This is a genomic window from Vibrio sp. 1CM24A (assembly GCF_023161725.1).
In the GTDB taxonomy this organism is placed as follows: Bacteria; Pseudomonadota; Gammaproteobacteria; order Enterobacterales; family Vibrionaceae; genus Vibrio; species Vibrio coralliirubri.
The window spans coordinates 769,692-790,441 of the sequence record NZ_JALNTS010000001.1; the positions used below are offsets into that span (position 1 = coordinate 769,692).

At 44.8% G+C, this 20,750-nt stretch carries 18 protein-coding genes; 5 read left to right on the plus strand and 13 right to left on the minus strand.

The features are described from left to right. Positions 1–108: 108 nt before the first annotated feature. Positions 109–363, plus strand: coding sequence for a DUF333 domain-containing protein (locus MSG38_RS03190; RefSeq protein WP_017079683.1), 255 nt, complete (start codon positions 109–111; stop codon positions 361–363). A 211-nt stretch (positions 364–574) separates the two neighbouring features. After that, positions 575–1,252, plus strand: a complete 678-nt coding sequence (locus tag MSG38_RS03195; protein ID WP_248400977.1) for a hypothetical protein — start codon at positions 575–577, stop codon at positions 1,250–1,252. Between the two features lie 4 nt (positions 1,253–1,256). On the opposite strand, the gene MSG38_RS03200 is transcribed toward MSG38_RS03195, so the two are convergent. Continuing rightward, positions 1,257–2,135, minus strand: coding sequence for a YdcF family protein (locus tag MSG38_RS03200; protein ID WP_248400978.1), 879 nt, complete (start codon positions 2,133–2,135; stop codon positions 1,257–1,259). A gap of 356 nt (positions 2,136–2,491) precedes the next feature. Here MSG38_RS03200 and MSG38_RS03205 point away from each other — a divergent pair, with 356 nt between their 5' ends. From MSG38_RS03205 to MSG38_RS03215, 3 genes are all read left to right on the plus strand, one after another. Further along, positions 2,492–3,862, plus strand: coding sequence for an L-serine ammonia-lyase (locus tag MSG38_RS03205; protein WP_048612939.1), 1,371 nt, complete (start codon positions 2,492–2,494; stop codon positions 3,860–3,862). Between the two features lie 415 nt (positions 3,863–4,277). Then, the gene (locus MSG38_RS03210) at positions 4,278–5,756 is read left to right on the plus strand and encodes a peptide MFS transporter (protein ID WP_048616933.1); all 1,479 of its coding nucleotides are present in this window, start codon (positions 4,278–4,280) and stop codon (positions 5,754–5,756) included. A gap of 201 nt (positions 5,757–5,957) precedes the next feature. Next, positions 5,958–6,740, plus strand: coding sequence for a siderophore-interacting protein (locus MSG38_RS03215; RefSeq protein ID WP_248400979.1), 783 nt, complete (start codon positions 5,958–5,960; stop codon positions 6,738–6,740). Between the two features lie 115 nt (positions 6,741–6,855). On the opposite strand, the gene gntR is transcribed toward MSG38_RS03215, so the two are convergent. The 12 genes from gntR to MSG38_RS03275 all read right to left on the minus strand — a co-directional run bounded on the left by gntR (position 6,856) and on the right by MSG38_RS03275 (position 20,739). Beyond that, entirely contained in the window at positions 6,856–7,857 is a 1,002-nt protein-coding gene (gene gntR / locus MSG38_RS03220) for a gluconate operon transcriptional repressor GntR (protein WP_081322193.1), read from the minus strand. Positions 7,858–7,997: 140 nt separating this feature from the next. Continuing rightward, complete coding sequence (gndA, locus tag MSG38_RS03225) at positions 7,998–9,506, minus strand: NADP-dependent phosphogluconate dehydrogenase (RefSeq protein ID WP_248400980.1); 1,509 nt, start codon at positions 9,504–9,506, stop codon at positions 7,998–8,000. Between the two features lie 3 nt (positions 9,507–9,509). Beyond that, a complete protein-coding gene (locus tag MSG38_RS03230; RefSeq protein WP_050645656.1) occupies positions 9,510–10,007 on the minus strand; it encodes a gluconokinase in 498 nt (165 codons plus the stop codon). 118 nt (positions 10,008–10,125) lie between these two features. Beyond that, positions 10,126–11,448, minus strand: a complete 1,323-nt coding sequence (locus tag MSG38_RS03235; RefSeq protein ID WP_248400981.1) for a TRAP transporter large permease subunit — start codon at positions 11,446–11,448, stop codon at positions 10,126–10,128. Then, a complete protein-coding gene (locus MSG38_RS03240; protein ID WP_048612933.1) occupies positions 11,441–11,998 on the minus strand; it encodes a TRAP transporter small permease subunit in 558 nt (185 codons plus the stop codon). The genes MSG38_RS03235 and MSG38_RS03240 overlap by 8 nt, the downstream gene beginning before the upstream one ends. 65 nt (positions 11,999–12,063) lie before the next feature. After that, positions 12,064–13,080 (minus strand): TRAP transporter substrate-binding protein, encoded by a 1,017-nt coding sequence (locus tag MSG38_RS03245; RefSeq protein ID WP_048608825.1) that lies wholly within the window; start codon positions 13,078–13,080, stop codon positions 12,064–12,066. A gap of 199 nt (positions 13,081–13,279) precedes the next feature. Further along, the gene (locus tag MSG38_RS03250; protein WP_050644022.1) at positions 13,280–14,182 is read right to left on the minus strand and encodes a multidrug transporter; all 903 of its coding nucleotides are present in this window, start codon (positions 14,180–14,182) and stop codon (positions 13,280–13,282) included. 141 nt (positions 14,183–14,323) lie between these two features. Then, complete coding sequence (gene phnR, locus MSG38_RS03255; RefSeq protein WP_048609092.1) at positions 14,324–15,028, minus strand: phosphonate utilization transcriptional regulator PhnR; 705 nt, start codon at positions 15,026–15,028, stop codon at positions 14,324–14,326. Positions 15,029–15,095: 67 nt separating this feature from the next. Further along, positions 15,096–16,820 (minus strand): putative 2-aminoethylphosphonate ABC transporter permease subunit, encoded by a 1,725-nt coding sequence (locus tag MSG38_RS03260; RefSeq protein ID WP_248400982.1) that lies wholly within the window; start codon positions 16,818–16,820, stop codon positions 15,096–15,098. 6 nt (positions 16,821–16,826) lie between these two features. Next, on the minus strand, positions 16,827–17,936 hold the full coding sequence (locus MSG38_RS03265; RefSeq protein WP_048616948.1) for a putative 2-aminoethylphosphonate ABC transporter ATP-binding protein: 1,110 nt from the start codon (positions 17,934–17,936) through the stop codon (positions 16,827–16,829). A gap of 227 nt (positions 17,937–18,163) precedes the next feature. After that, a complete protein-coding gene (locus MSG38_RS03270; RefSeq protein ID WP_248400983.1) occupies positions 18,164–19,585 on the minus strand; it encodes an FAD-dependent oxidoreductase in 1,422 nt (473 codons plus the stop codon). 143 nt (positions 19,586–19,728) lie between these two features. Beyond that, complete coding sequence (locus MSG38_RS03275) at positions 19,729–20,739, minus strand: putative 2-aminoethylphosphonate ABC transporter substrate-binding protein (RefSeq protein ID WP_017079669.1); 1,011 nt, start codon at positions 20,737–20,739, stop codon at positions 19,729–19,731. Between the last annotated feature and the right edge of the window lie 11 nt (positions 20,740–20,750).

Genomic DNA, 20,750 nt, shown 5'->3' on the forward strand with positions numbered 1-20,750 from the left:
AGGACAACCTTTTCTGAAATCTAAAATATACTCATTTCATAGAGCTTCTCATTTGGTTCTGTAGAACTTAACGCATTCGATTATAGAGTTATCACGTAGGAGATAGACATGAAGAAAATTGGTTTGATGGCTGTATGTGCCGTTGTATTAGGCGGTTGTGCAAACGACTATGCAGAATATAGCGAAGGCCAACGTGTTTCAGTCGCTAACCCAGCAGCGGTTTATTGTGTTCAACAGGACGGTGAATTAGACACAGTTACTGAAAACAATCAGCGTACAACTTACTGTGTATTCGATGACGGCGAGCGCATTGAACAGTGGGAGTACTACCGCAATAACCATGAGCAAGAAACTGAAAAGTAATCACTTCTATTACAAGTTTCCAATCTCAACGCTGTAAAACCCTCCCCCTAAAAATTCAATTATGTTACGTAAACTGCCTGCCATAAGGCAGCGGTTTACCGTACACACACACCAATTGAACACTGTTTTATTTCTGACATAGCTCTGACATTAGCCTAACCTAGGCCGATAGAATGCCCGCCTGTTACAAAATTTTACACATAGAATTATTATGAAAAGCCAATCAAAAACGAAAGAACAAACTCAAATGTCATTTGAACTGCCTGAGTTCACCCTTTCTCAGTCGACATCTCAAGTGATCTACAAACGCTGCCAAACCGCTCTCGTTGTTTTAGCGATTGGTATTGTCGCAAATCTTGCGCTTCGAATTGATTTTGTATTGTTGAATGGCAATGTTGGTGAGGTCTCGGTGACTGAGATGCTGCAACAATTACTGCTTATTATCGCGTCTGGGTCTTTTGCTTATCTAGCAAGAGAGAAGCGTGAAGTTAAGCATGCAGCTATGCTCATCAGTGCATTTTTCGGTGTGATGTTTATTCGTGAAATGGACTTTTGGTTCGACAAGATTGTACATGGCGCTTGGGTTGTCCCAGCCCTATTAGTTGCTGGTTGCGCAATTTTCTATGCGATTAAAAATGGTAAACGAACCATTGATCAGCTTGCGCTTATTCTTGCATCCCCACACATGAACTTGCTAGTAACAGGCGTAATGCTTCTGTTGGTGTTCTCTCGCCTATTTGGCATGGGCAGCTTCTGGCACAATGTTATGGGCGATGATTACGTTCGAGCGGTTAAAAACATCGCTGAAGAAGGCACTGAGCTTCTAGCTTACTGTCTGATTGCCTTTGCGAGCTTAAAGACCGTTATTGGCATCACGAGAAAGAAATAATCACCTATCGCCACCAGCGATGTGTGTGATCCGATTCCGGATCTAAATAACGATTCAATAAAGTCAGGTTAGTATCTAGTAGAGCTAGGTATTCCCTGACTTTTTTTATATCGGTACCCACTGAAGTCTGCTGGATACAGCGCTCCAATGCTGGGAGTAAACTCTCCACAATGTCAAAGTCAGATGAACGTCCAACGAGTTCCTTTACAGCTATCAGTGCTTCCAAAGACAGTCTTTCTGGCTCTTGTCTAACCAACACCAAATCTCGCTTAAATGCGCCCGCACAGACACCTTCAAGATAGACTCGGTAGGTCGTCAATACGTCCATCAACAGAAACAATTGCCCTTGAGCACTTTGATGTGGGTATGGCACCGCAACATGAGCATCCAACCTGCGATCTATTTGCAGCTCCACACCAAGCGCCGAGCATTTCTCGATGAGAACCTTAAGCAAACCTTGCTCGTCCATGAGCGATTGAATCTCGAATATACGTTGTAAGTGGTAGTCATTAGAAACGAATGTCACCTGCACACTCTGCCCGCGAGTAAACAGCCCGCTTTTAATCATCTCTGAGGCCAAGTTCTGTATGTTCTCGACAGTATTGGTCGAATGCTGCTCGAGTAAAATCGCCCCTAAAGAAAACGGATGTTCTCGCTGATTTTCAAGCTTCCTAAAATATTGGTGCATCGCATCGGCTTCAGACAGTGTTTGCCCTTTTGTTACCCCACCACAAAATGCTACCGCGGTTTGCTGGTTCGACTCTTCTACCAAAGGCTCCGCCAGATACTCAACCAAAGCATCAACTCGACTGATTCCTTCATCAGTCAATTTATTCTCATTAAGTCGCTTACCCAGCACAATAAGGAGGTGATTAATGCTCATTTTATGTTCAAGTCTCGTTTTGGGGATTAGATGGAGTGAATTATGTATACAATACTCGTTAACAAAAGTATTTTGAAATTCTTATATGTTGCTCGCAATAATGCTCACTATTGATAGCCACATCTTAGGTAATACAAGAATAGACGTGTCGCTTTACAGCAAACATAGCACGCTCTTGTATTTCATCGCTCTATGCTTGTTAGCACTAGTCGATAAAAGAGCCCTTTCAATCAATGAATACGCTCAATCGAATAACTGTTTCAACCAAAGAACAGGTTCACTCAAAGAAGTGAAACTAACTAAATACAAATTTTACACAGAGTTCGTCCATCGAACCGTCTTCACAGGAAGTTACTATGCTGTCTATTTTTGATATCTACAAAATTGGGGTTGGGCCGTCCAGCTCCCACACAAATGGACCAATGATCGCTGGGTTTAACTTTACCCAAAAAATTGATGCTCAGCTTAAGCAAGTGAAGCGTATTCAAATCGACTTATACGGCTCGTTATCATTGACGGGTATTGGTCACCACACAGACAGAGCGACCTTGTTAGGTTTGCTAGGTAACCGCCCCGACACCATTAAAATCACCAGTGCTAACCAAGCTATGCGCAAGGCGATTGAAGATAAATCTCTATTGGTTAGCGGTAACCATGAAATTCATTTCGATGTAGAAAGCGACCTTCTCTTCCACAAAACTAACCTTCCGTTGCATGAAAATGGCATGACTATCTCTGCCTTTGACGAAAGCGGCAGTCTTCTGGATATGGAAACCTACTACTCGATTGGTGGTGGCTTTATCGCAACCGCTGATGAGCTACAAAATGGCAAACAGGAAGCAGAAACACAAGTTGAGTTCCCTTTCTCTTCTGCTGATCAGTTGCTTGAACTATCCGAACAACAAGGACTGAGCCTTGGTGGCTTAATTCTGCGTAACGAAGTTTCATTCCAAGGTATGGATGTGATTGACCAGAAAGCCGACCAAATTTGGAAGGTGATGTCTCTGTGTATGCAGCGTGGCTTTGACACCGAAGGCATTCTTGATGGCGGTCTAGAAGTCACTCGTCGAGCACCTGCTCTGCTTAAAAAGCTGGAAGCAAATGCCTCAATTGAAAACGATCCAATGGAGATCATGGATTGGATTAACCTATTTGCCTTTGCCGTAAGTGAAGAAAACGCAGCGGGCGGTCAGGTTGTCACATCACCGACCAACGGTGCTGCCGGCGTTATTCCTGCGGTATTGATGTACTACCATCGTTTCATCAAGGAGCTAGACACCAAGCAGCTTAAAGACTTCTTGGCAGTGTCTGGCGCTATTGGCATCTTATACAAAACCAACGCTTCGATTTCTGGCGCAGAGGTAGGTTGTCAGGGTGAAGTCGGCGTTTCTTCATCAATGGCTGCTGCTGGCCTAACTGCCCTACGTGGTGGTAGCAACGAACAAATCTGTATTGCGGCTGAGATCGCGATGGAACACTCACTGGGCATGACATGTGACCCTATCGGTGGCCTTGTACAAGTACCATGTATTGAACGTAATGCTATGGGTGCAATGAAAGCAATTAACGCATCGCGCATGGCGTTGAAGCGTACCAGCAAGTGTCTTATCTCGTTAGACAAGGTTATCGAGACCATGTATCAAACAGGTAAAGACATGAACAAGAAGTACCGTGAAACTTCTCTAGGCGGCCTAGCCGTGATCCACATGGCACCACCGTGTGAATAACAGACAAGAACACGAGTGGAGAAAGCCTCTATAGAGACTGCATTCTTGTAAACTTAGTTTTCAATATCTCAACAAAGCCAGCCACCACGCTGGCTTTTTTATTGGCCAAAGCCCAACAGCCAATTAAAAGTGATACTCACTCAAAATTATTTACAGAATGATCACCTCTAACTTTCCCTTTATTAGTTCATTACTTAGCCACAAATGATGATGGCTAAATTTCACACTGCTATGCATCCACTAGCAAAATCTAACGTTGCAAATTTCATTCATGAGAAATATGAATGCACTCATAAGAAAAGATATATCGAGTAAAGTTCTGTTTGGGACAGATGTTTCAGTTTATGTATTACTAGTAATGATATTATAATCGGGTAATTACACTACATATTAATACAAATGTGAGAATAAAATAATGTGGAATAGATTAAACAAATCAATGATGTTCTGCCAAATGATGTTCGGGCTTTCGTTCTATGGCGTCATGGTGATCTTGACTCGTTTCTTCCTTGAAGATCTGAACTACAATGAAGCCGACACCATGATGGTTGTTGGTGCTTTCTCTGCAATCGGACCGCTATTTGCTATTGCAGGTGGCTTTATCGCCGACAAGTTTTTAGGCGCTTACCGATCTTTAACCATTGCCTTCCTAGGCTTCGCAAGTGGTTACGTTCTACTGGTACTTGGTGCAGCAGCAACCAATGTTCCGATGGCATTATGTGGTATTGCGTTAGCAAGTTATGCACGTGGTTTGATGTCCCCTTCTTACCCAAGTCTTTACAAACGCACGTTCAAAACTCAAGAAGATTTTGAGAACTGCTACCCAATCAACTACTCAGTAAACAATATTGGTGCTCTGTTAGGCCAATACCTGTTCCCAATGCTAGTGCTTGTTGTTGGTTTCCACGGTGGTTTCCTTCTTTCAGCGGTTCTAGCCGGCGCCGCACTTCTGATGATGATCTTTGTTCGTAAAGGCCTTGTTGAAGCAAGTGCTGAAATCGACCAAAAACCAGTAAGCACTAAAAACTGGGCAGCCTTCCTTGGTCTTTCTGCAGCAATGATCGGTTTGGTGTTCTTCATGTTCTCTAACATGGATATTGGCCAAAACATCGTATACGCAATTGGTGGTGCAGCGATTATCTACTTTGTCTCTTTGATGATGAAATCGAAGAAATCAGACATGCTAAAAATGGGCACTATCTTAATCATCACATTCCTGACGACATGTTTCTTCGTTTACTACGGTCAGATGATGACTTCGATGACAATGGTAGCGATCAACACAATGCGTGGCGATCTATTTGGCTTCATCCCTGTCGCACCTGAAGCTTCAATGGCAATGAACCCACTATGGTGTATGGTTGCTGGCCCTATCATCGCGGGTATCTTCTCTAACCTAGAAAAGAAAAACATTAACTTCTCAACTGCAACCAAAGTCGGTTTCTCTTTCATCCTTACGGCTATCGCTTTCGGTATCCTTACGATGGCAGTAACGACAGTGGGTGACGATGTTCTGATCCGCCCAGAAGTCTTCCTAGCGATTCACTTCTTCCTAGCATTCGGTGAAGTGATTGTAGGCTCAATGGTTGTAGCCTTCATCCTATCTGTTGCGCCTAAGCACATTGAGAACTTCTCAGTAAGTTTATTCTCTGTTGCTATCGCACTATCAGGCATTGTTGGCGCGGTATTCTCAACGTCTATTGCACTAGAAAAAGGTCAAGAGATCACACAAGAGATCGTGCAAACGGTTTACGGTGATTACTTCCAAATGCTGACTGTTCTTGCAGTCGTGATGGTAGGTATAGCAATGGCAGCATCGTTCATTATTCGTAAGATGCTAGAAGCTGCGAAAGCCGCTGACGAAACGATTGAACTAGAGCAAGCAAACAGCTAATTCTGTTCGCTGAGTCAAATCAATCCTAAGAGCCCTTTAGTTTTCTAAAGGGCTCTTTTTTTGTCGGTTCTGTTTCTTAATCGAATCTGTCGCATCAGTTATCATTCACATATGTAAATCAAAGTAAATGATAACTATTAGTATTGAGTGTTTTTGGGTTCAGGATTATGATGTGGAAATCAAAATCTAAGAGAGCCTTATATGAGCAAGCCTAGCCCTATCACATTAACCGTTACTCAAACCTCAACAATTACTCCAAACATGCAGCGCATAACGCTTAGCGGTGAGGGATTAAGTAAATACCCAACAGAATGTGCCGGCGGCTACATCAAGCTTTTATTCTCGCCACTCGGCACGACTGATTTAAGCCAACTAAACGAAGGTGAGCGCCCAACCATGCGCACTTACACCATTCGTCAGTACAACCCTGTAGAGCAGTGGATTGAAGTTGATTTTGTTCGCCACATCACTACAGATTTGCAATGTGGCTTTGCGGCTCGATGGGCAATGAACGCAAAAGTGGGTGACTCGGTTTCAGTGGCTGGCCCTGGTTTAATTCAGGGGCTTAACCTAGAGTCAGACTGGTTCTTCTTAGTTGCAGACATGACCTCCCTACCTGCGCTTTCTGCAAAAGTAAAAACGCTCCCAGAAACAGCAACGGGTCACGCTATCATTCAGATCAACTCAGCAGCAGATAAGCAAGTACTTGAAACCCCTCAAGGCATCAAAGTAACCTGGCTAATTGAAGATGAAACCTCAGAGTCACTTTCACAAACCGTGCGTAACACAGAGTGGTTAGAAGGTCAGGTTTCAGTATGGACTGCGTGTGAATTCGAAAGCATGCGCGAGCTAAGACAATACTTCCGCAACGAAAAAGAAGTTGAAAAAGAGAACATCTATATCAGCAGCTACTGGAAACGTGGCGTCACTGAAGATGGTCACAAAGTGTTGAAACAGCAAGATGCTCAAGATTTAGCGGGTTAAGTATTTTACTACCTAGAGCTTCTTACTAGATAAAGAGAAAACGCCCTTAACGAAATTCGTATCGCTAAGGGCGTTTTAGTTTGAATCCAATGAAGAGCAAGGCTGAAATGTAAAATTAGATGCTCTCACCCACTTCAATCTCGTAACCGAGATCCAGCTTCGCGACCCATTCCTTATTGCCTTGTAAACGCGCTACAACTTGCTGTGCAGCGACTTTACCAATCTGTTCCCTTGGTGTTACTACAGTCGCTAAACGAGGCGTCATTGCCACTGTGATGTCGTGCCCGTGGAAACCTGCAATTGCCATCTGCTCTGGTACTTGAATACCACGACGTACACATTCGTAAAAAGCACCAATGGCCAAATCATCGTTAGTACAGAAAATGCCATTCACTTCAGGGTGCTTCTCTAGTAACTCACCAATAAGTTTCGCACCAAGAGTAAACGAGGACGCGTCTTCCGTTTGCAGAGTCACGGGCGCTTTATCAGCTTCTTGCATCGCATGTTCGTAGCCCGCCATTTTTAAGCGAGTTCGCTCATCCATCCGAGCCGCTAAGTAAGCGATATTGGTGCGTCCTCTGTCGAGCATGGTTTTGGTCATGGCTCTTGCCGCTTCGAAGTTATCAAAGCCAACAGCTTGTTCAATTCTTGGCGATACCGAGTCCATAATCTCAATCACTGGGATTGAAGCGGTCTGCAGCATTTTTCGAGATCTATCGGTGTGAACATTCTCAGACAGAATAATCGCATCCACATTGTACGAGAGCAGCGAAGCGATGCTTTGTTCTTCCAGTTCAGCGCTATAACCATAGTGGGCAATCATGGTTTGGTAGCCCGCAGGCGCGGTAACTTGTTCAATACCACGGATAACTTCGGCGAAAACTTGGTTAGTTAACGAGGGAACAAGCACACCGATAGCGTTGCTTTTAGCGTTGGAAAGGATGTCTGGTGCTCGATTAGGGATATAACCAAGCTCGTCGACTGCTGCGTTGATCTTGTCTCGCAGTGCTTCAGACACTTGAGAAGAGTCTCTCAGACAGCGACTGACGGTCATTTTGGTGACACCAACTAGGTTGGCAACATCTTGTAATGTGGGACGTTTTTTCTTATTCGACATAGTATTTAATTGTTATAGTTATGAATTATGTTACTGGTAACAGTGTATCCAACTGACGTGGAATTTGAAGTCTAATTTAGTAAAATATTGATATAGCGTCATAAATACAAACGCCCTCAGTAGAGGGCGTTATTGATTATTTAAGCGTTAACTTTTACTTCTGTCCTTGGGGACTGACTCCAAGTGACATGGAATTTTTCGGCTTCCTCTCTATCCACTCGTGAATAGGTATGAGAACCAAAGTAATCACGTTGTGCTTGCAGTAAATTCGCAGGCAGCACCTCGCAACGCAATGAGTCAAAGTAGCTTAATGCAGAACTGATTCCTGGCATCGGCACACCATACAAAGCTGAATTCGCTACCGCGATACGCCAAGCTAGTTCGCGCTCTTCTACTTGTTTAATGAAAGCCTCATCAAACAACAAGTTCGCAAGTTCTCTATTTTGTTGGTAAGCCGACGTGATGCTTTGTAAGAAGGCCGCGCGAATAATACAACCCGCACGCCAGATCTTAGCTATTTGAGTGAAATCGAGATTCCACCCCTCTTTGTCTGACGCTGTTTTCAGTAAGTCAAAACCTTGCGCATAAACAGACAGTTTGGCGCAATACAGAGCATCATGAAGTTCTGAGATGACTTCAATTTTATCTAGCTGACTCGCATCGGTAATATTGCCCCTTAGCAGTTTGCTACCTTGAACACGCTGTGCTTTTTGACCACTCATCGCACGCGCATAGACCGCCTGTGCAATGGTTGGTGTTGGGCAACCTTCTTGTAAACTGTTTACTGCTGTCCACAAGCCAGTGCCTTTTTGACCAGCCATATCAAGCACAACATCAACGAATGGCTTACCCGTCACCACATCTTCTTGTTGAAGAATATCGGCGCTAATTTCCATCAAATAACTATTAAGGACGCCATTATTCCATTGGTCAAAGACTTTGCCGATCTCTTGAGCAGGCATTTCAAGTACATCACGCATGAACTGATACACTTCGCAAATAAGCTGCATGTCAGCGTACTCAATACCATTGTGCACCATTTTCACATAGTGCCCAGTGCCCGAAGGGCCAACATACGCAGCGCACGCTTCACCTGCTTCAAACTGAGCGACAGGCAAACCGTTCGCATCGACTTTCGCAGCAATCGCTTCCCACATCGGCTTCACATATTGCCAAGCTGATGGGTCACCACTAGCCATCAACGCAGGGCCAACACGAGCCCCTTCTTCACCACCAGAAACAGCTGTACTAAAGAAGCGTAGTTTGCCTTTGTAGTTCACTTCTCGGGCTTCAGTATCAGTCCATAAGCTATTGCCTGTATCGATAACAATATCATCGCGCTCTAAACCGGCTTCTAGCAAGTTACTTACCACAATATCAACCGGTTTTCCTGCCGGAACCGACAATGCAATCACTCGTGGTTTCGCTAACCCCTGAAGAATGTCTTCAAGATTAACACCACTAGTAAAGAGGCCTTTTCCTTCAAATGTCTTATTGAGCTGCTTTGCTTCAGAGCTAGCACGCTCAATGTTGTCTGTATTGAGGTCAAAGCCTGCGACATTAAAGCCGTTATCAAGTAGGTTGAGTGCCAGGCTTTTACCCATCACTCCTAAACCAACCATCGCAATGTCATTTTTTGTCTGAGTCATGGCTTAGCCTATCTGCTTAATTTGTTTGAGTGCATTTTCTACTACCTGTTCAACATCTTGTGAGATATCAACAAACAACGCCTCGCCTTCACTCGGTTCAACCAAGGTTGCGAATTGGCTTTTCAACATTTCTTGACCATTGAAGTAATGGTTCTCACGCGCTTTATGGCGGTTCCAAATAGTGTCGAAGCTACCTTGTAAGTACACGATAACTAAGCCTTCATTGTTCTTTCGTAGAATGTCGCGGTATTGTGGTTTCAATGCAGAGCAAGCAATCACAGCACTTGGTTGTTCAATGTATTGCTTGTTAAGTGTTTCTAGCCATCCTTGACGATCTTCGTCAGTCAGCGGAATACCTTGGCGCATTTTTTCTACATTGCTTTGCGGATGGAAGTCATCGCCATCAAAGAATTGAAGATCTAAAGCCTGTGCGATACGGCTACCAATCAGGCTTTTTCCGCATCCAGATACGCCCATCACGAGTATTTTTTTGCTTTTCATAAGGCAAGCCTTCCCTAAGCCCCAACCAAAACTGGGGCTGACAATCGAATCTAATAGTTAAACTTGTGTTACTGCTGATCGGTTCCTGAGCGTTAAATTCACTCTGGAACCTTCGTTGTTATTGCCACCAAAGCGCGAGCTGAGGGAAGATAATAACCAGTGCCAGAACCAATACTTGAAGTGCAATGAATGGCAGTAGTGAAGAGAAAATCTCACCTAAGCTGATGTCTTTCGGTGCTACCGATTTCAAGTAGAACGCCGCGGGACCAAATGGTGGTGACAAGAAAGACACCTGCATATTTAGACAGAACACAACACCAAACCAAACTGGGTCGAAACCAAGGCCAGTGATGATTGGAACGAAGATTGGCATTGTTAGAAGTGCCACACCTACCCAGTCAAGGAACATGCCTAAAACCAGCAAGATAGCCATCATGATTAGCAGTGTTACTGTTGCGTTGCCGCCACTGAGTGCAAGGATCGTTTCTTCAACAAAGTCGATGCCACCCATCAGGTTGTAGATACCAACCAGAGCACTTGCACCAATGCCGATCCACATGATCATGCCGCAAGTACGCATAGTTGCGATGGCACTCTCTTTCAGCATATTGAAGTTCAATTCACCGCGGATAAGCGCGCTGATCATGATGCCGATTACACCCAAAGCCGAAGCTTCCGTTACTGAAGCAATACCCGTATAGATACTACCGAGAACGGTTGCTACAGAAAGCAGAGGGAAGAACAGAGCCTTGAAGTAACTAGGTTGATTCGCTAAGTCTTCTTCTGTCTCATCATCACTTGGAAGAGGAGCAAGAGAAGGGTTCAGCTTACAACGAATCAATACGTAGCCAATGTAACAGCCCGCAAGGATAAACGCTGGTAAGAAAGAAGCCTTGAACAGGTCGCCAATCGACACACTCGCTGTCATACCATAGATGATCAATACGATACTTGGCGGAAGCATGGTGCCGAGCGCGCCACCCGCACAGGTTGTACCAATAGCAAGCTTACGGTCGTAACCTAAACGAAGCATTTGAGGCAGTGCAAGAATACCTAGTAGTACAGTCTCACCACCGATAACACCTGACATTGAAGCCAGTAACACAGCTACCAATAACGTTTGTACCGCAACGCCACCTCGAACCTTACGGCCGACAGATTTCATTGCATCAAACAAATCACGAGCAATGCCCGAACGGTCTAGTAAAGCGGCCATCAATACAAACATAGGTACTGCGAGGAACACATAACCAGAAGCAAAGCTGTAAGTACGGCTCGCAATCAAAGGTAAAGCATCAGGACCAAACCAACATAGAGTGAAGAAAATCGCGACAAAGCCAGTTACGAAGGCAAGCTGCATACCCGTCAGGAGCAAGCCAATCATCATAACCAACATGAGCAAACTGCCCCATGCGATACCAATAGAAGATAAATCAAACATCGTCATTCTTCCTTAGACCCATCAACTCTTGGATTAGGTGCAATACAAACTGGACAACAAGAACACACAAAACGACAAAGATCAGGCCTTTCAACAGCGCAGGATAAGGCGCGTTTAACACTGAGCCTGATGTTTCAAGGCGGAATTCGCCCCATGGTGCAAACCACGCTTCTTCTGCAGTGAAATAAGCCGCGTAAGCAAGCATGCCAGCAAAAGCCAAACCAACAATGTGGTGAACAAGATTAAGGTATTTACGTGTTTGGTTAGAGACTGAATCGTAGATAAGAACCACACGTACGTGCTTATTCGCGGCAAAAGCGTAGATACCACCAATAATGAATAAAGAACCACCGATGAAAGAAGCTGTTTCATGTACCCATGTGGTCGGGGCATCAAATGCATAACGCATCACAACTTCGTAAAATGAAATCAATACAGTAAAGATAAACAGCCAGCTAACGAGATTACTGAACTTTATAATAAGACGATCAAGTACGTTTCTTGGCTGTTCGTCGTTTTCAGCTGGGGCGTGGGGGATTTTGTCTGTCATTGGCCAAATTTCCTAGGAGAATACGGGAGAGCAATGCCCTCCCCCGTCAGTAAGCTAAGTTTAAGTTACAGCAAGCCGTTTTCTTCTAAGAACACAGTCACTGAGTTATAAACTTTCTGCGCGTTATCAGAACGCTCTGCGAAGACTTTCCACTGACCTTTAGCGATTTCACGGAACTTCTTACGCTCTTCTTGAGACCAGTCATGGATAGTAATTTCTGGGTTCGCTTGTGCTTCTTTAACTGCAGCTTGATCAGCCATTTTCAGTTGAGTTGTCATGTCGTAAGAGAAGTCACGCACTGATGTTTGTAGAATCGTTTGTAGATCAGCTGGCATCTTGTCCCATTTTTTCTGAGATACAGAGATGTCGATAAGCGGCAATGAGTGGAAACCCGGTTGAACTGGATGCGTTGCAATATCGTTCATGCCCGCTTTTTGGTTGGTAGAGAATACCGTGTAGTCCGCAGCATCAATTACCCCCTTGCTTAAGCCGGTAAATACTTCAGAACCTGGCAGGTTTACCGGAGTCGCACCCGCAGCTGCAAACACTTGTTGTACTAAACCTTCAGGCGCACGAAGCTTAAGACCTTTAAGATCTGCTACACCGTCAATTGGCTTTTTAGAAATGAAAGACTCAACACCCGTTGTAGAAGCACCAACGAACTGAACACCGTAAGGCTTGTACAGTTCAGTCATTAGCTCGTTACCGCCACCGTAGTTCATGTACTGAAGCAGTTGTGTTGTATCAGACCACGCACCAACCATGTTACCGATAAGACCGAAGGCTGGATCTTTACCAGAGAAATAACCTGTTGCTGTGATGTGGCCATCTAGGATGCCCATTTTGATCGCGCCAAGCGTTTCTGTGTGTTTAACCACAGCGCCAACAGGCAATAGATCGATATCAATACGTCCGTTAGACATCGTCTCTACTCGCTCAGCCCACTTTTGCTGAACCTTGAAGTTCAAATCGCCAGATGGATCTGAAGATTGAATCTTAAGTTTAAAGTCTGCAGCCATTGCTGAAGTAGCAAATAGACCAGTGAGGGAAGCAGCAATCAGCGTTTTAGTCAGAGCTTTCATTTGGGTATCCTTATGAGTTTCACAGAGTCCGGTTTGTAATTATATGTTACCGGTAACGTTGAGGGAGATGTTACCGGTAACTTTACAACCTTGTCTATGAGAAGGATCACATCTTTAACATTAGTAAAACGTTTGCTATCAATAAGGATAATGTGACTAAAAAGTCACATTATGAGCAGTAAGAGAGATTTAAAATCTTTTAAGTCAATGAGATAACTAAGCCAGCAATAATTAGAGATACGCCTACACCGCGAGTCGCGTGCCACTTTTCCTTTAAAAAGTAGATCCCCATCACTACGCCGAAAATGATACTCACTTGCCTAAGTGCAACAACCAAGCTGACGTTCTCTGTCATAGTCATCGCAAACAACACTAAGCCATAGGTCGAAGCCATCATAATGCCAGCAAGTGTTGCTCTTTTACGTAGTAACCAAGCGTTATGAAATTCTATTCTTTGATTCGACACAAGCAACCACAGGCTCAGTGGAAGCACAATTGCCCAGAACTGGATACCTAGGTAGAAAATCGCGGTGTGTTTATTGGTAATGCTAGGCGTGCTTAAAGGCTCTAATAATAGGAGCGCCTCTTTATCAATAATCGAATAACCCGTGGTACCGATGGCCGCGATTAACGCCCACAGTACGCCAAGGTTCAGGTAGGCCTTGAGCCTTAATTCAGAAAACTGCTTAAGCGGGACAAACAGACAACCCAGTGTGATCAATGCAAAACCAAGCCATTGATTGATTGATAACTCATACCCTATTAACACCGTACCCAAGCCAACCATCAACACGGGCAGTGCTCGTGCCATTGGGTAAATCACCCCAATATCGGCCTGCTTGTAGGCTATGCCTAAGCCGATTAAATAGATGATTTGGCAAATGCCACTTAAAAGAAGTAGCTGCCAGAATAGGAGCGTGATGTTTGCAAAGCCGACACTGTAGACGTACCAGATCAAATAGGGAGTCAAAATCGCGGCAGCGGCAAAGCCAGAAGCAAGGAAAAAAGACGACCCCGATCCTTGATTAGATTTACCTAGAACATTCCACCCCGCATGAAGCAGAGCCGAAATTATCACGATGACGATGGCAGAAAATTCCATTTCATTCCTAACTTATTAACTGACTTATAAAAGCCGTCGCTGAAAACGGGTGATAAAAAAGGCCTCTTGGTAAGAGACCTTTGATCGATTCAATTGGGCAAGCCCAAAGAGTTACAGATATGTACGCGTTCTAACGCATGACTAGCGCTCTAGCTGCGCGATTGACTCAATACTGATCGCATCATGACGCCAATACTCAATATCGCAATCAATCAGATCGCCGTTTTGGTTGTAGTTCACACGCTCTACGACCATTGCAGGAGAGCCAGAAGTCGCACGCAGGGCTTGCGCTGTCTCGCCAAGTAAAGACGTTGTGCTCACTCGGTAACGGATCTTCTGATACACCACACCAAAGTGTTCGCGGTAGATGTCCGTCAACGATTTAGACAAGTCATAATCAAGCAAGTTAGGGAACAACTCTGGTCGAATGTAGTTGGTTACATACACAACGGGCCTGTCTTCAAGATAACGAACTCTGTCTACTCGATAAACGTCCGAAAAAGGTTGTAACTCAAGAAGCCGAGTCGCCTCCTTGGTTGCTAACATGCCTTTCGCCGCCACCAACTCTGTTTTCGGCTTACGGTTCTGCGACAGAGCCATATTAGTGAAGTTCAGCGTTTGTGTTGGATCGTAACGAAGCGGCTCAGGAGAGATAAACCAACCACGTCGGTCTTCTCGATAAATGCGCCCTTCCGCTTCAAGTGAAGACAAGGCTTCGCGTAAGGTAACTCGAGTCGTATCAAACGATTCAGCCAGCTTACGTTCCGCAGGCAGCTTCTGTCGTGGTGTTAACATCCCCGACTCTATCTGCTCTACGATGACATCTTTGATTTTTACGTACTGCACTTAATTTCCTTTCATTCTTGTTCTTGTCGTCAGCCACTCCTTGGCCAACTGCAACATAAATGGTTCGCTAGCGTTTACGCCAAGCTTGGGTGCGTTTCTCAAATAACTTGTTGATTAACATATGAATCAACTTCGCACTCGCTGCAGATATCATGATCATCACCGCCATGGCTGCTGCTGCACCGGTTTGGCCTGCGTCGTCCATATTCAGTACTGATACTGACGCTGGAATCGTATTGGTAGAATACAAGAATACTACCGCAGATGTCGTGGTAAGTGCATTAATAAACAGGTATGTCGCAATATCTAAAATCGCCGGCAGACAAACGGGTACCGTCACCTTAAAGAACAACTTGTATTGCGGTAAGTTTACCGAAGCCGCTGTTGCTTCAATTTCAGAAGGCAGCTGTTTCAATGCCGTTAACGCAGTCATGTGCCCTACCGTGTAGTAGTGAACCACGGTATTGATCACCAAGAACGCCATCGTGCCATACAAGAAGTTGAGTGGATTACTCAAATCATTGAAGTAGAAGATATACCCTAAACCCAGCACCATACCCGGAACGGCCATCGGAACAACGCTGAGCATTTGCATCGCTTGTCGAACAGGACCGAAGGCGCGACCTTTCTCAATGCAGTATGCCCCTAGGAAAATCAGAACAGTACCAATTATCGCAGTCCAAGCACCAAGCGTTAACGAGTTGAAGAATGGCGCCCAACCATAAGTACTCATTTCTGCGAAGTTGTAGTTGTTTAGCGTTAGCGCTTTGTTCCAAGGCCAGAAGGTGACCATAGATCCATATATCGCCATGCCCAACACGATAACCACAGCAGCAGAGATAATGGTGCAATAAAGGAAACATAAGCCATCACGTAGCGTGCTAGGTTCAGGTTGGTACGCGACAGAACGAGTATCAAACAAGCTCTTTTGTTTCTTTTGAACCCAGCGGTCAACGGTAAACGCAAGCAACGCAGGCAATAGCAGCAAGATACTGGTTACCGCACCCATAGAGAAGTTCTGTTGACCAACCACCTGCTTAAAGATGTCAGTCGATAACACGTTGTAGCTACCACCAATCACCTTCGGCACACCAAAGTCACAAACCACCAGCGTAAACACAACGATCAATGTGCTGATCAAGCCGTATTTTGCCGCAGGTAACGTCACCATGAAAAAGGTTTTTAACGATGAAGTATTGAGTGCACGTGCTGCCTCATAAAGACGAGCGTCAGAGGTTCTTAAGGAGGTGGTCAGAATCATCAAGGCGTGTGGGAACGTCCAGAATATCAAGCCCAGTGAGATACCAATCAAGCCATAAACAGAGTTGCCACCCAAGACTTCTTTCGCGATACCTTGGTTACCAAATAAGAAGATAAGACTGATTGCAGGAAGCAGTGACGGAGCAAGAATAGGCGCAGAACCCAGTACTTGAAAAAGCCCCTTAAAAGGCATGCATGAACGAGTTAGCGCATAGGCATAACCAAACGCCAAGACACCCACGACAACGGTCACTAGCAATCCAAGCGTGAAGGTATTGCCTACCGACTGCCATAAGCTTTGAGACGCAAAATACGTTGCGAAATTCTCTAAGCCTACAAATTCGCCATCTGCGTTCTGAACACTCTTTTTCAACATCGCCCACAGTGGCATCAGGATAAACAACGTCATGATCACAGACAAAAAGGCCAACAGCCCAAATAGAATTGCGTTGTCTTTGCTTAACCGAGCCAGAAAAGGTTGTACTCGTCGTTGAATTAGCAGCTTAGATTGCATCATTTGAGTCGATTCCATGATTAATTACGCCGCCTCGTCTTTCATCACTTGCAGGCTTTTCGATGGGTAAGCTCTAAGGCCTTCTTGATCAAACGCCACGTAACGAATATCACTGCGACGCAGCTTCAATCGGTTGAACTCTTTGACGGGTACATCAACGATGATCTCTTTCGCCGTTGAGTCATGTTGCAATTGACACTCAACACGATAAAACGCCCCTAAGAATTCGCTTGATACGATTCTCACTGGCAAGGATTCACTAAAACGATCAACAAACTGGATTTGCTCTGGACGAACGGCAATATCGAAAACATCACCCAGATTTGGCGTGAGATTATCTAAGCCAGGTAACGGCAGCATTGACTCCGCAATGCGCATCTTGCCTTGAGCTGCAACAGAAGCTTGAATGAAATTCATACTGCCGACAAACTCAGCCACAAAACGACTGACAGGTTTTTGGTAGATCTCTTGTGGAGCACCCACTTGCTCGATAACACCGTGATTCATCACCACAATGCGGTCTGCCATCGTTAGGGCCTCATCTTGGTCGTGCGTCACCATAATAGTGGTGATACCCAATTTGCGTTGCAGTTGGCAGATCTCATCACGTAGGTGTGTTCTTACCTTCGCATCCAACGCAGAAAGCGGTTCATCGAGTAGCAACAAGCCTGGAGACAACGCTAATGCGCGAGCCAGAGCAACACGCTGCTGTTGTCCACCAGATAGCTGATTTGGGAATTTCTGACCAGACGTTGGTAAGCCGATGGTTTCTAACCAAGACTCAACCGTCTCAAGGGCTTCTTTGGTCGACATGCCTTGGTTTTTCAGACCAATTGCGATGTTCTCTTCTACAGTGAGATTGGGAAACAAAGCGTAAGACTGGAACACGATGCCAAAGTCGCGCTTTTCTGGTGGCAAGAAGGTCGTGTCCTTACCGTTCTGCTCAATAGAACCTGAAGTTGGTAAGTCTAGGCCTGCAATCGCACGTAATAAGGTGGTTTTTCCACAGCCAGATGGGCCAAGGAAACAGACGAACTCGCCTTTATCTATCGATAGGGAGATGTCTTTTAACGCTGTAAATTGGCCAAATTGCTTTACAACGTTTTCAATATTCAAATAAGTTTGGTTGCTCATACTACAGCACTCTCTATATGGTATATACCAAATTTAAACTGAGAATATTGCAGTTGAGTGACAAATTTATAGTAGCTAAATGACAGTTATATTGCAGATATAATAAGCGTTAAAGATTGCTATTTGTTCAACATTAAAAGTTAGTTCAACGTTAAAAGCCCTCAGTGACTTGCCCATAAATCACTGAGAGCCTAAATGTAAACTTCTAATTTAAACGCCGGATTAATCTATGATTCAACCTTGTCGGCTTTGCCCGCCGCACCTGCGAGTTTGGATAACTGTTTATCTAGCCACAATGGCGTATTACCCGAATCTTCCGCGTTCTCTTTTCTTCGTACCGCATCACGCACCATCATCGCACCTACCCAACGAAATGGCTCTGGCGGGAAGTGTCCTAACGGGCCTTTAGTTAAACCGCTTCGTGTCCAAGCATTGTCGATATCGAGTACCATTGCTGACAAAATTTTTCCGCCCATACGGGTTTGAGCAACGCCATTGCCTGAATAACCAAGCCCATAATAGATGTTGCTTTGGCCTTTTAGATTACCGAAAAATGGCAATCCGGTGACCGAACGATCTGAGCCGCCAGACCAATTGTAATCGAATTCACTTTGTTCCAATTTTGGGAACAGTTTTTGGAAGGATTGATTGAGAATCGGCAGGTAGTTGGTCGTTTGGTTAAACATGCTTTCAACTTGATTGGCAAACGAGAACTTATTACCGCCTTTGCCCAACATGAGTCGTCCGTCCTGGGTATCTCGGTAGTAGTGGACAAAGATACGCGAATCTACCACCGCCGCCCCTTTCTCTGGGCCAAATTGCTTGAGCTTTTCAGGAATAGGTTTGGTCACTACCATATCTGAAGAGACAACCACAATGCTGCGTTTGAACTCTTTAAAGTTATCGAGCATCCACGCATTGAGTGCCAAGATCACTTTATCCGCAAATACTGACCCGCCTTTGGTTTGAATTCGAGCGGGAGAGCCATAGTCGAGTGATGTCATTTCTGTGTTTTCGTGAATTTCGACACCCAGTTCGAGCGCGACTCGGCGCAAACCTCTAGCCAATAACGCTGGCTGCACACTACCCGCAGCTTCTGAGTAGTAACCCTCAATGTGGCGATCAGATCCTGCTTTATCAGCCAAAGAATTGTCGCACTTCTTCCAGCTATTGATACCCTGCTTAACCAGCTCATTAACAACAGGCTCCATTCCACCCTTTTGAGCTTCATTGGTCGCCGTGTAGTAAGTTCCGCTACGATATAGATGCGCGTCAATCTTGTGTTCGTTACAGAAGGCTTCGATCTCGTATATAACCTTTTCCGATTCCTTAACCAACCATTTCGCTTGTTCTTTTCCATAGAGCTTTTTCAGCGTCGGATACTTAGTTGACCACGTCAACATGCAACCGCCGTTCGCACCAGAAGCACCGCTACCACATAGGCCTTTTTCAATCACGACAACATGTTTTTCGGGTTGCTGTTGTTTGATTAAAATCGCCGTCCATAAACCCGTATAGCCACCGCCAACAATGGCGATATCACAGTTGACGTCTTTTTGGAGCGGCTTAGCCGAATCTAGCCCCGTATTGATGTTGCCAAACTCTTGTTCCAACGCTTGCTTGAACCAATATGAGTAGTGCTTTGTCATTTGTTGTACCTTACTTAAAACCTAAAGGCGTAAAACTAAAAAGGAAGACCGAAGCCTTCCTTTACTGATTTCTAACTTCTAATGAACTAAATAGCTAAATAGTTAAATAGTTAAATAGTTAAGTAACTGAATAGGCCGTCAGATTAAGATTTTGGCTCTGATTTAGCGTCAAACTTCTCAGACCATGTTTTAAGAACGTCGGCACGTTCGCTGCCCATGCGAGCGAAGTCCATTTTTGCCATGTTCTTTTCTACATTAGGGAAGTTCTCTGCTTTGCCTGTCACATCTTTGTGACCAACAACTGGGTACATTTCGATGTAAAGCTCATTTGCCGCTTTAGAAATAGACCAATCGATAACACGTTGTGCTGCATCAGAAGGCTTAACAAGGCCTACCGCTTCAGATTCCCAGCCGATGCCTTCAGGCGTAATCACTGAAAGTGGAGCGCCTTGAGTTTTCAGCTTAGCGCCACGGCTCGCCATAGAAATACCGATAGCGACTTCGCCCATGCCCGCTTGAACACATGGCTTAGAGCCTGAGTGCGTGTAGTGAGCAATGTTTTGATCTAGCTTCTGCATGTAGTTCCAACCTTGGTCTTCACCCATGTTTTGTAGCCAAGCCGAAACCTGCATGTAGCCTGTACCAGAAGACGCTGGGTTTGGCATAGCAATGTGGCCCTTGTAGATAGGCTTCGTTAGGTCATCCCAAGACTTAGGTGCCGGTAGGTTCAATTGCTTAGCCACCACTTCGTTAAAGCAAACTGCATTGAAGAATGCGTCATTGCCATACCAAGCTTGAGTAGACTGTGGGTCGTTAAGGTTAGCGCGTAATGCTTCTACACCTTGAGGCGTATAAGGTTTCAGGATGCCCTCTTCTTTAAGCAATGCCATTGAAGAACCCGCAAGACCCCAAACTACCTCTGCGCGAGGATTGTTTTTCTCAGCCAATAATTTTGCCGTCATGATCCCTGTTGAATCACGCACCCACTTGATGTTGATGTCTGGGTTTTCACTTTCGAAAGCATTTTTGTATTTAGCTAAAATGTCAGTTTCAAAAGCAGTGTAAACCGTCACTTCCTGTGCTGCATAAGCGTTACCAGCTAGTAGAGTTACTAAAGCTGCAAGTGATCCTTTCATAAAACGGTTTTTCATCATTTTCTCCAGTC

Bases quoted from the DNA above. Each gene is read 5' to 3' on its own strand.
- MSG38_RS03240 (WP_048612933.1), bottom strand. From the start codon at position 11,998: ATGACAGACAAAATCCCCCACGCCCCAGCTGAAAACGACGAACAGCCA.
- MSG38_RS03210 (WP_048616933.1), top strand. From the start codon at position 4,278: ATGTGGAATAGATTAAACAAATCAATGATGTTCTGCCAAATGATGTTC.
- MSG38_RS03235 (WP_248400981.1), bottom strand. From the start codon at position 11,448: ATGTTTGATTTATCTTCTATTGGTATCGCATGGGGCAGTTTGCTCATG.
- gndA (WP_248400980.1), bottom strand. From the start codon at position 9,506: ATGACTCAGACAAAAAATGACATTGCGATGGTTGGTTTAGGAGTGATG.
- MSG38_RS03190 (WP_017079683.1), top strand. From the start codon at position 109: ATGAAGAAAATTGGTTTGATGGCTGTATGTGCCGTTGTATTAGGCGGT.
- MSG38_RS03230 (WP_050645656.1), bottom strand. From the start codon at position 10,007: ATGAAAAGCAAAAAAATACTCGTGATGGGCGTATCTGGATGCGGAAAA.
- MSG38_RS03250 (WP_050644022.1), bottom strand. From the start codon at position 14,182: ATGGAATTTTCTGCCATCGTCATCGTGATAATTTCGGCTCTGCTTCAT.
- MSG38_RS03270 (WP_248400983.1), bottom strand. From the start codon at position 19,585: ATGACAAAGCACTACTCATATTGGTTCAAGCAAGCGTTGGAACAAGAG.
- MSG38_RS03195 (WP_248400977.1), top strand. From the start codon at position 575: ATGAAAAGCCAATCAAAAACGAAAGAACAAACTCAAATGTCATTTGAA.
- MSG38_RS03245 (WP_048608825.1), bottom strand. From the start codon at position 13,080: ATGAAAGCTCTGACTAAAACGCTGATTGCTGCTTCCCTCACTGGTCTA.
- MSG38_RS03200 (WP_248400978.1), bottom strand. From the start codon at position 2,135: ATGAGCATTAATCACCTCCTTATTGTGCTGGGTAAGCGACTTAATGAG.
- MSG38_RS03260 (WP_248400982.1), bottom strand. From the start codon at position 16,820: ATGGAATCGACTCAAATGATGCAATCTAAGCTGCTAATTCAACGACGA.
- MSG38_RS03205 (WP_048612939.1), top strand. From the start codon at position 2,492: ATGCTGTCTATTTTTGATATCTACAAAATTGGGGTTGGGCCGTCCAGC.
- MSG38_RS03265 (WP_048616948.1), bottom strand. From the start codon at position 17,936: ATGAGCAACCAAACTTATTTGAATATTGAAAACGTTGTAAAGCAATTT.
- MSG38_RS03275 (WP_017079669.1), bottom strand. From the start codon at position 20,739: ATGATGAAAAACCGTTTTATGAAAGGATCACTTGCAGCTTTAGTAACT.
- MSG38_RS03215 (WP_248400979.1), top strand. From the start codon at position 5,958: ATGAGCAAGCCTAGCCCTATCACATTAACCGTTACTCAAACCTCAACA.
- gntR (WP_081322193.1), bottom strand. From the start codon at position 7,857: ATGTCGAATAAGAAAAAACGTCCCACATTACAAGATGTTGCCAACCTA.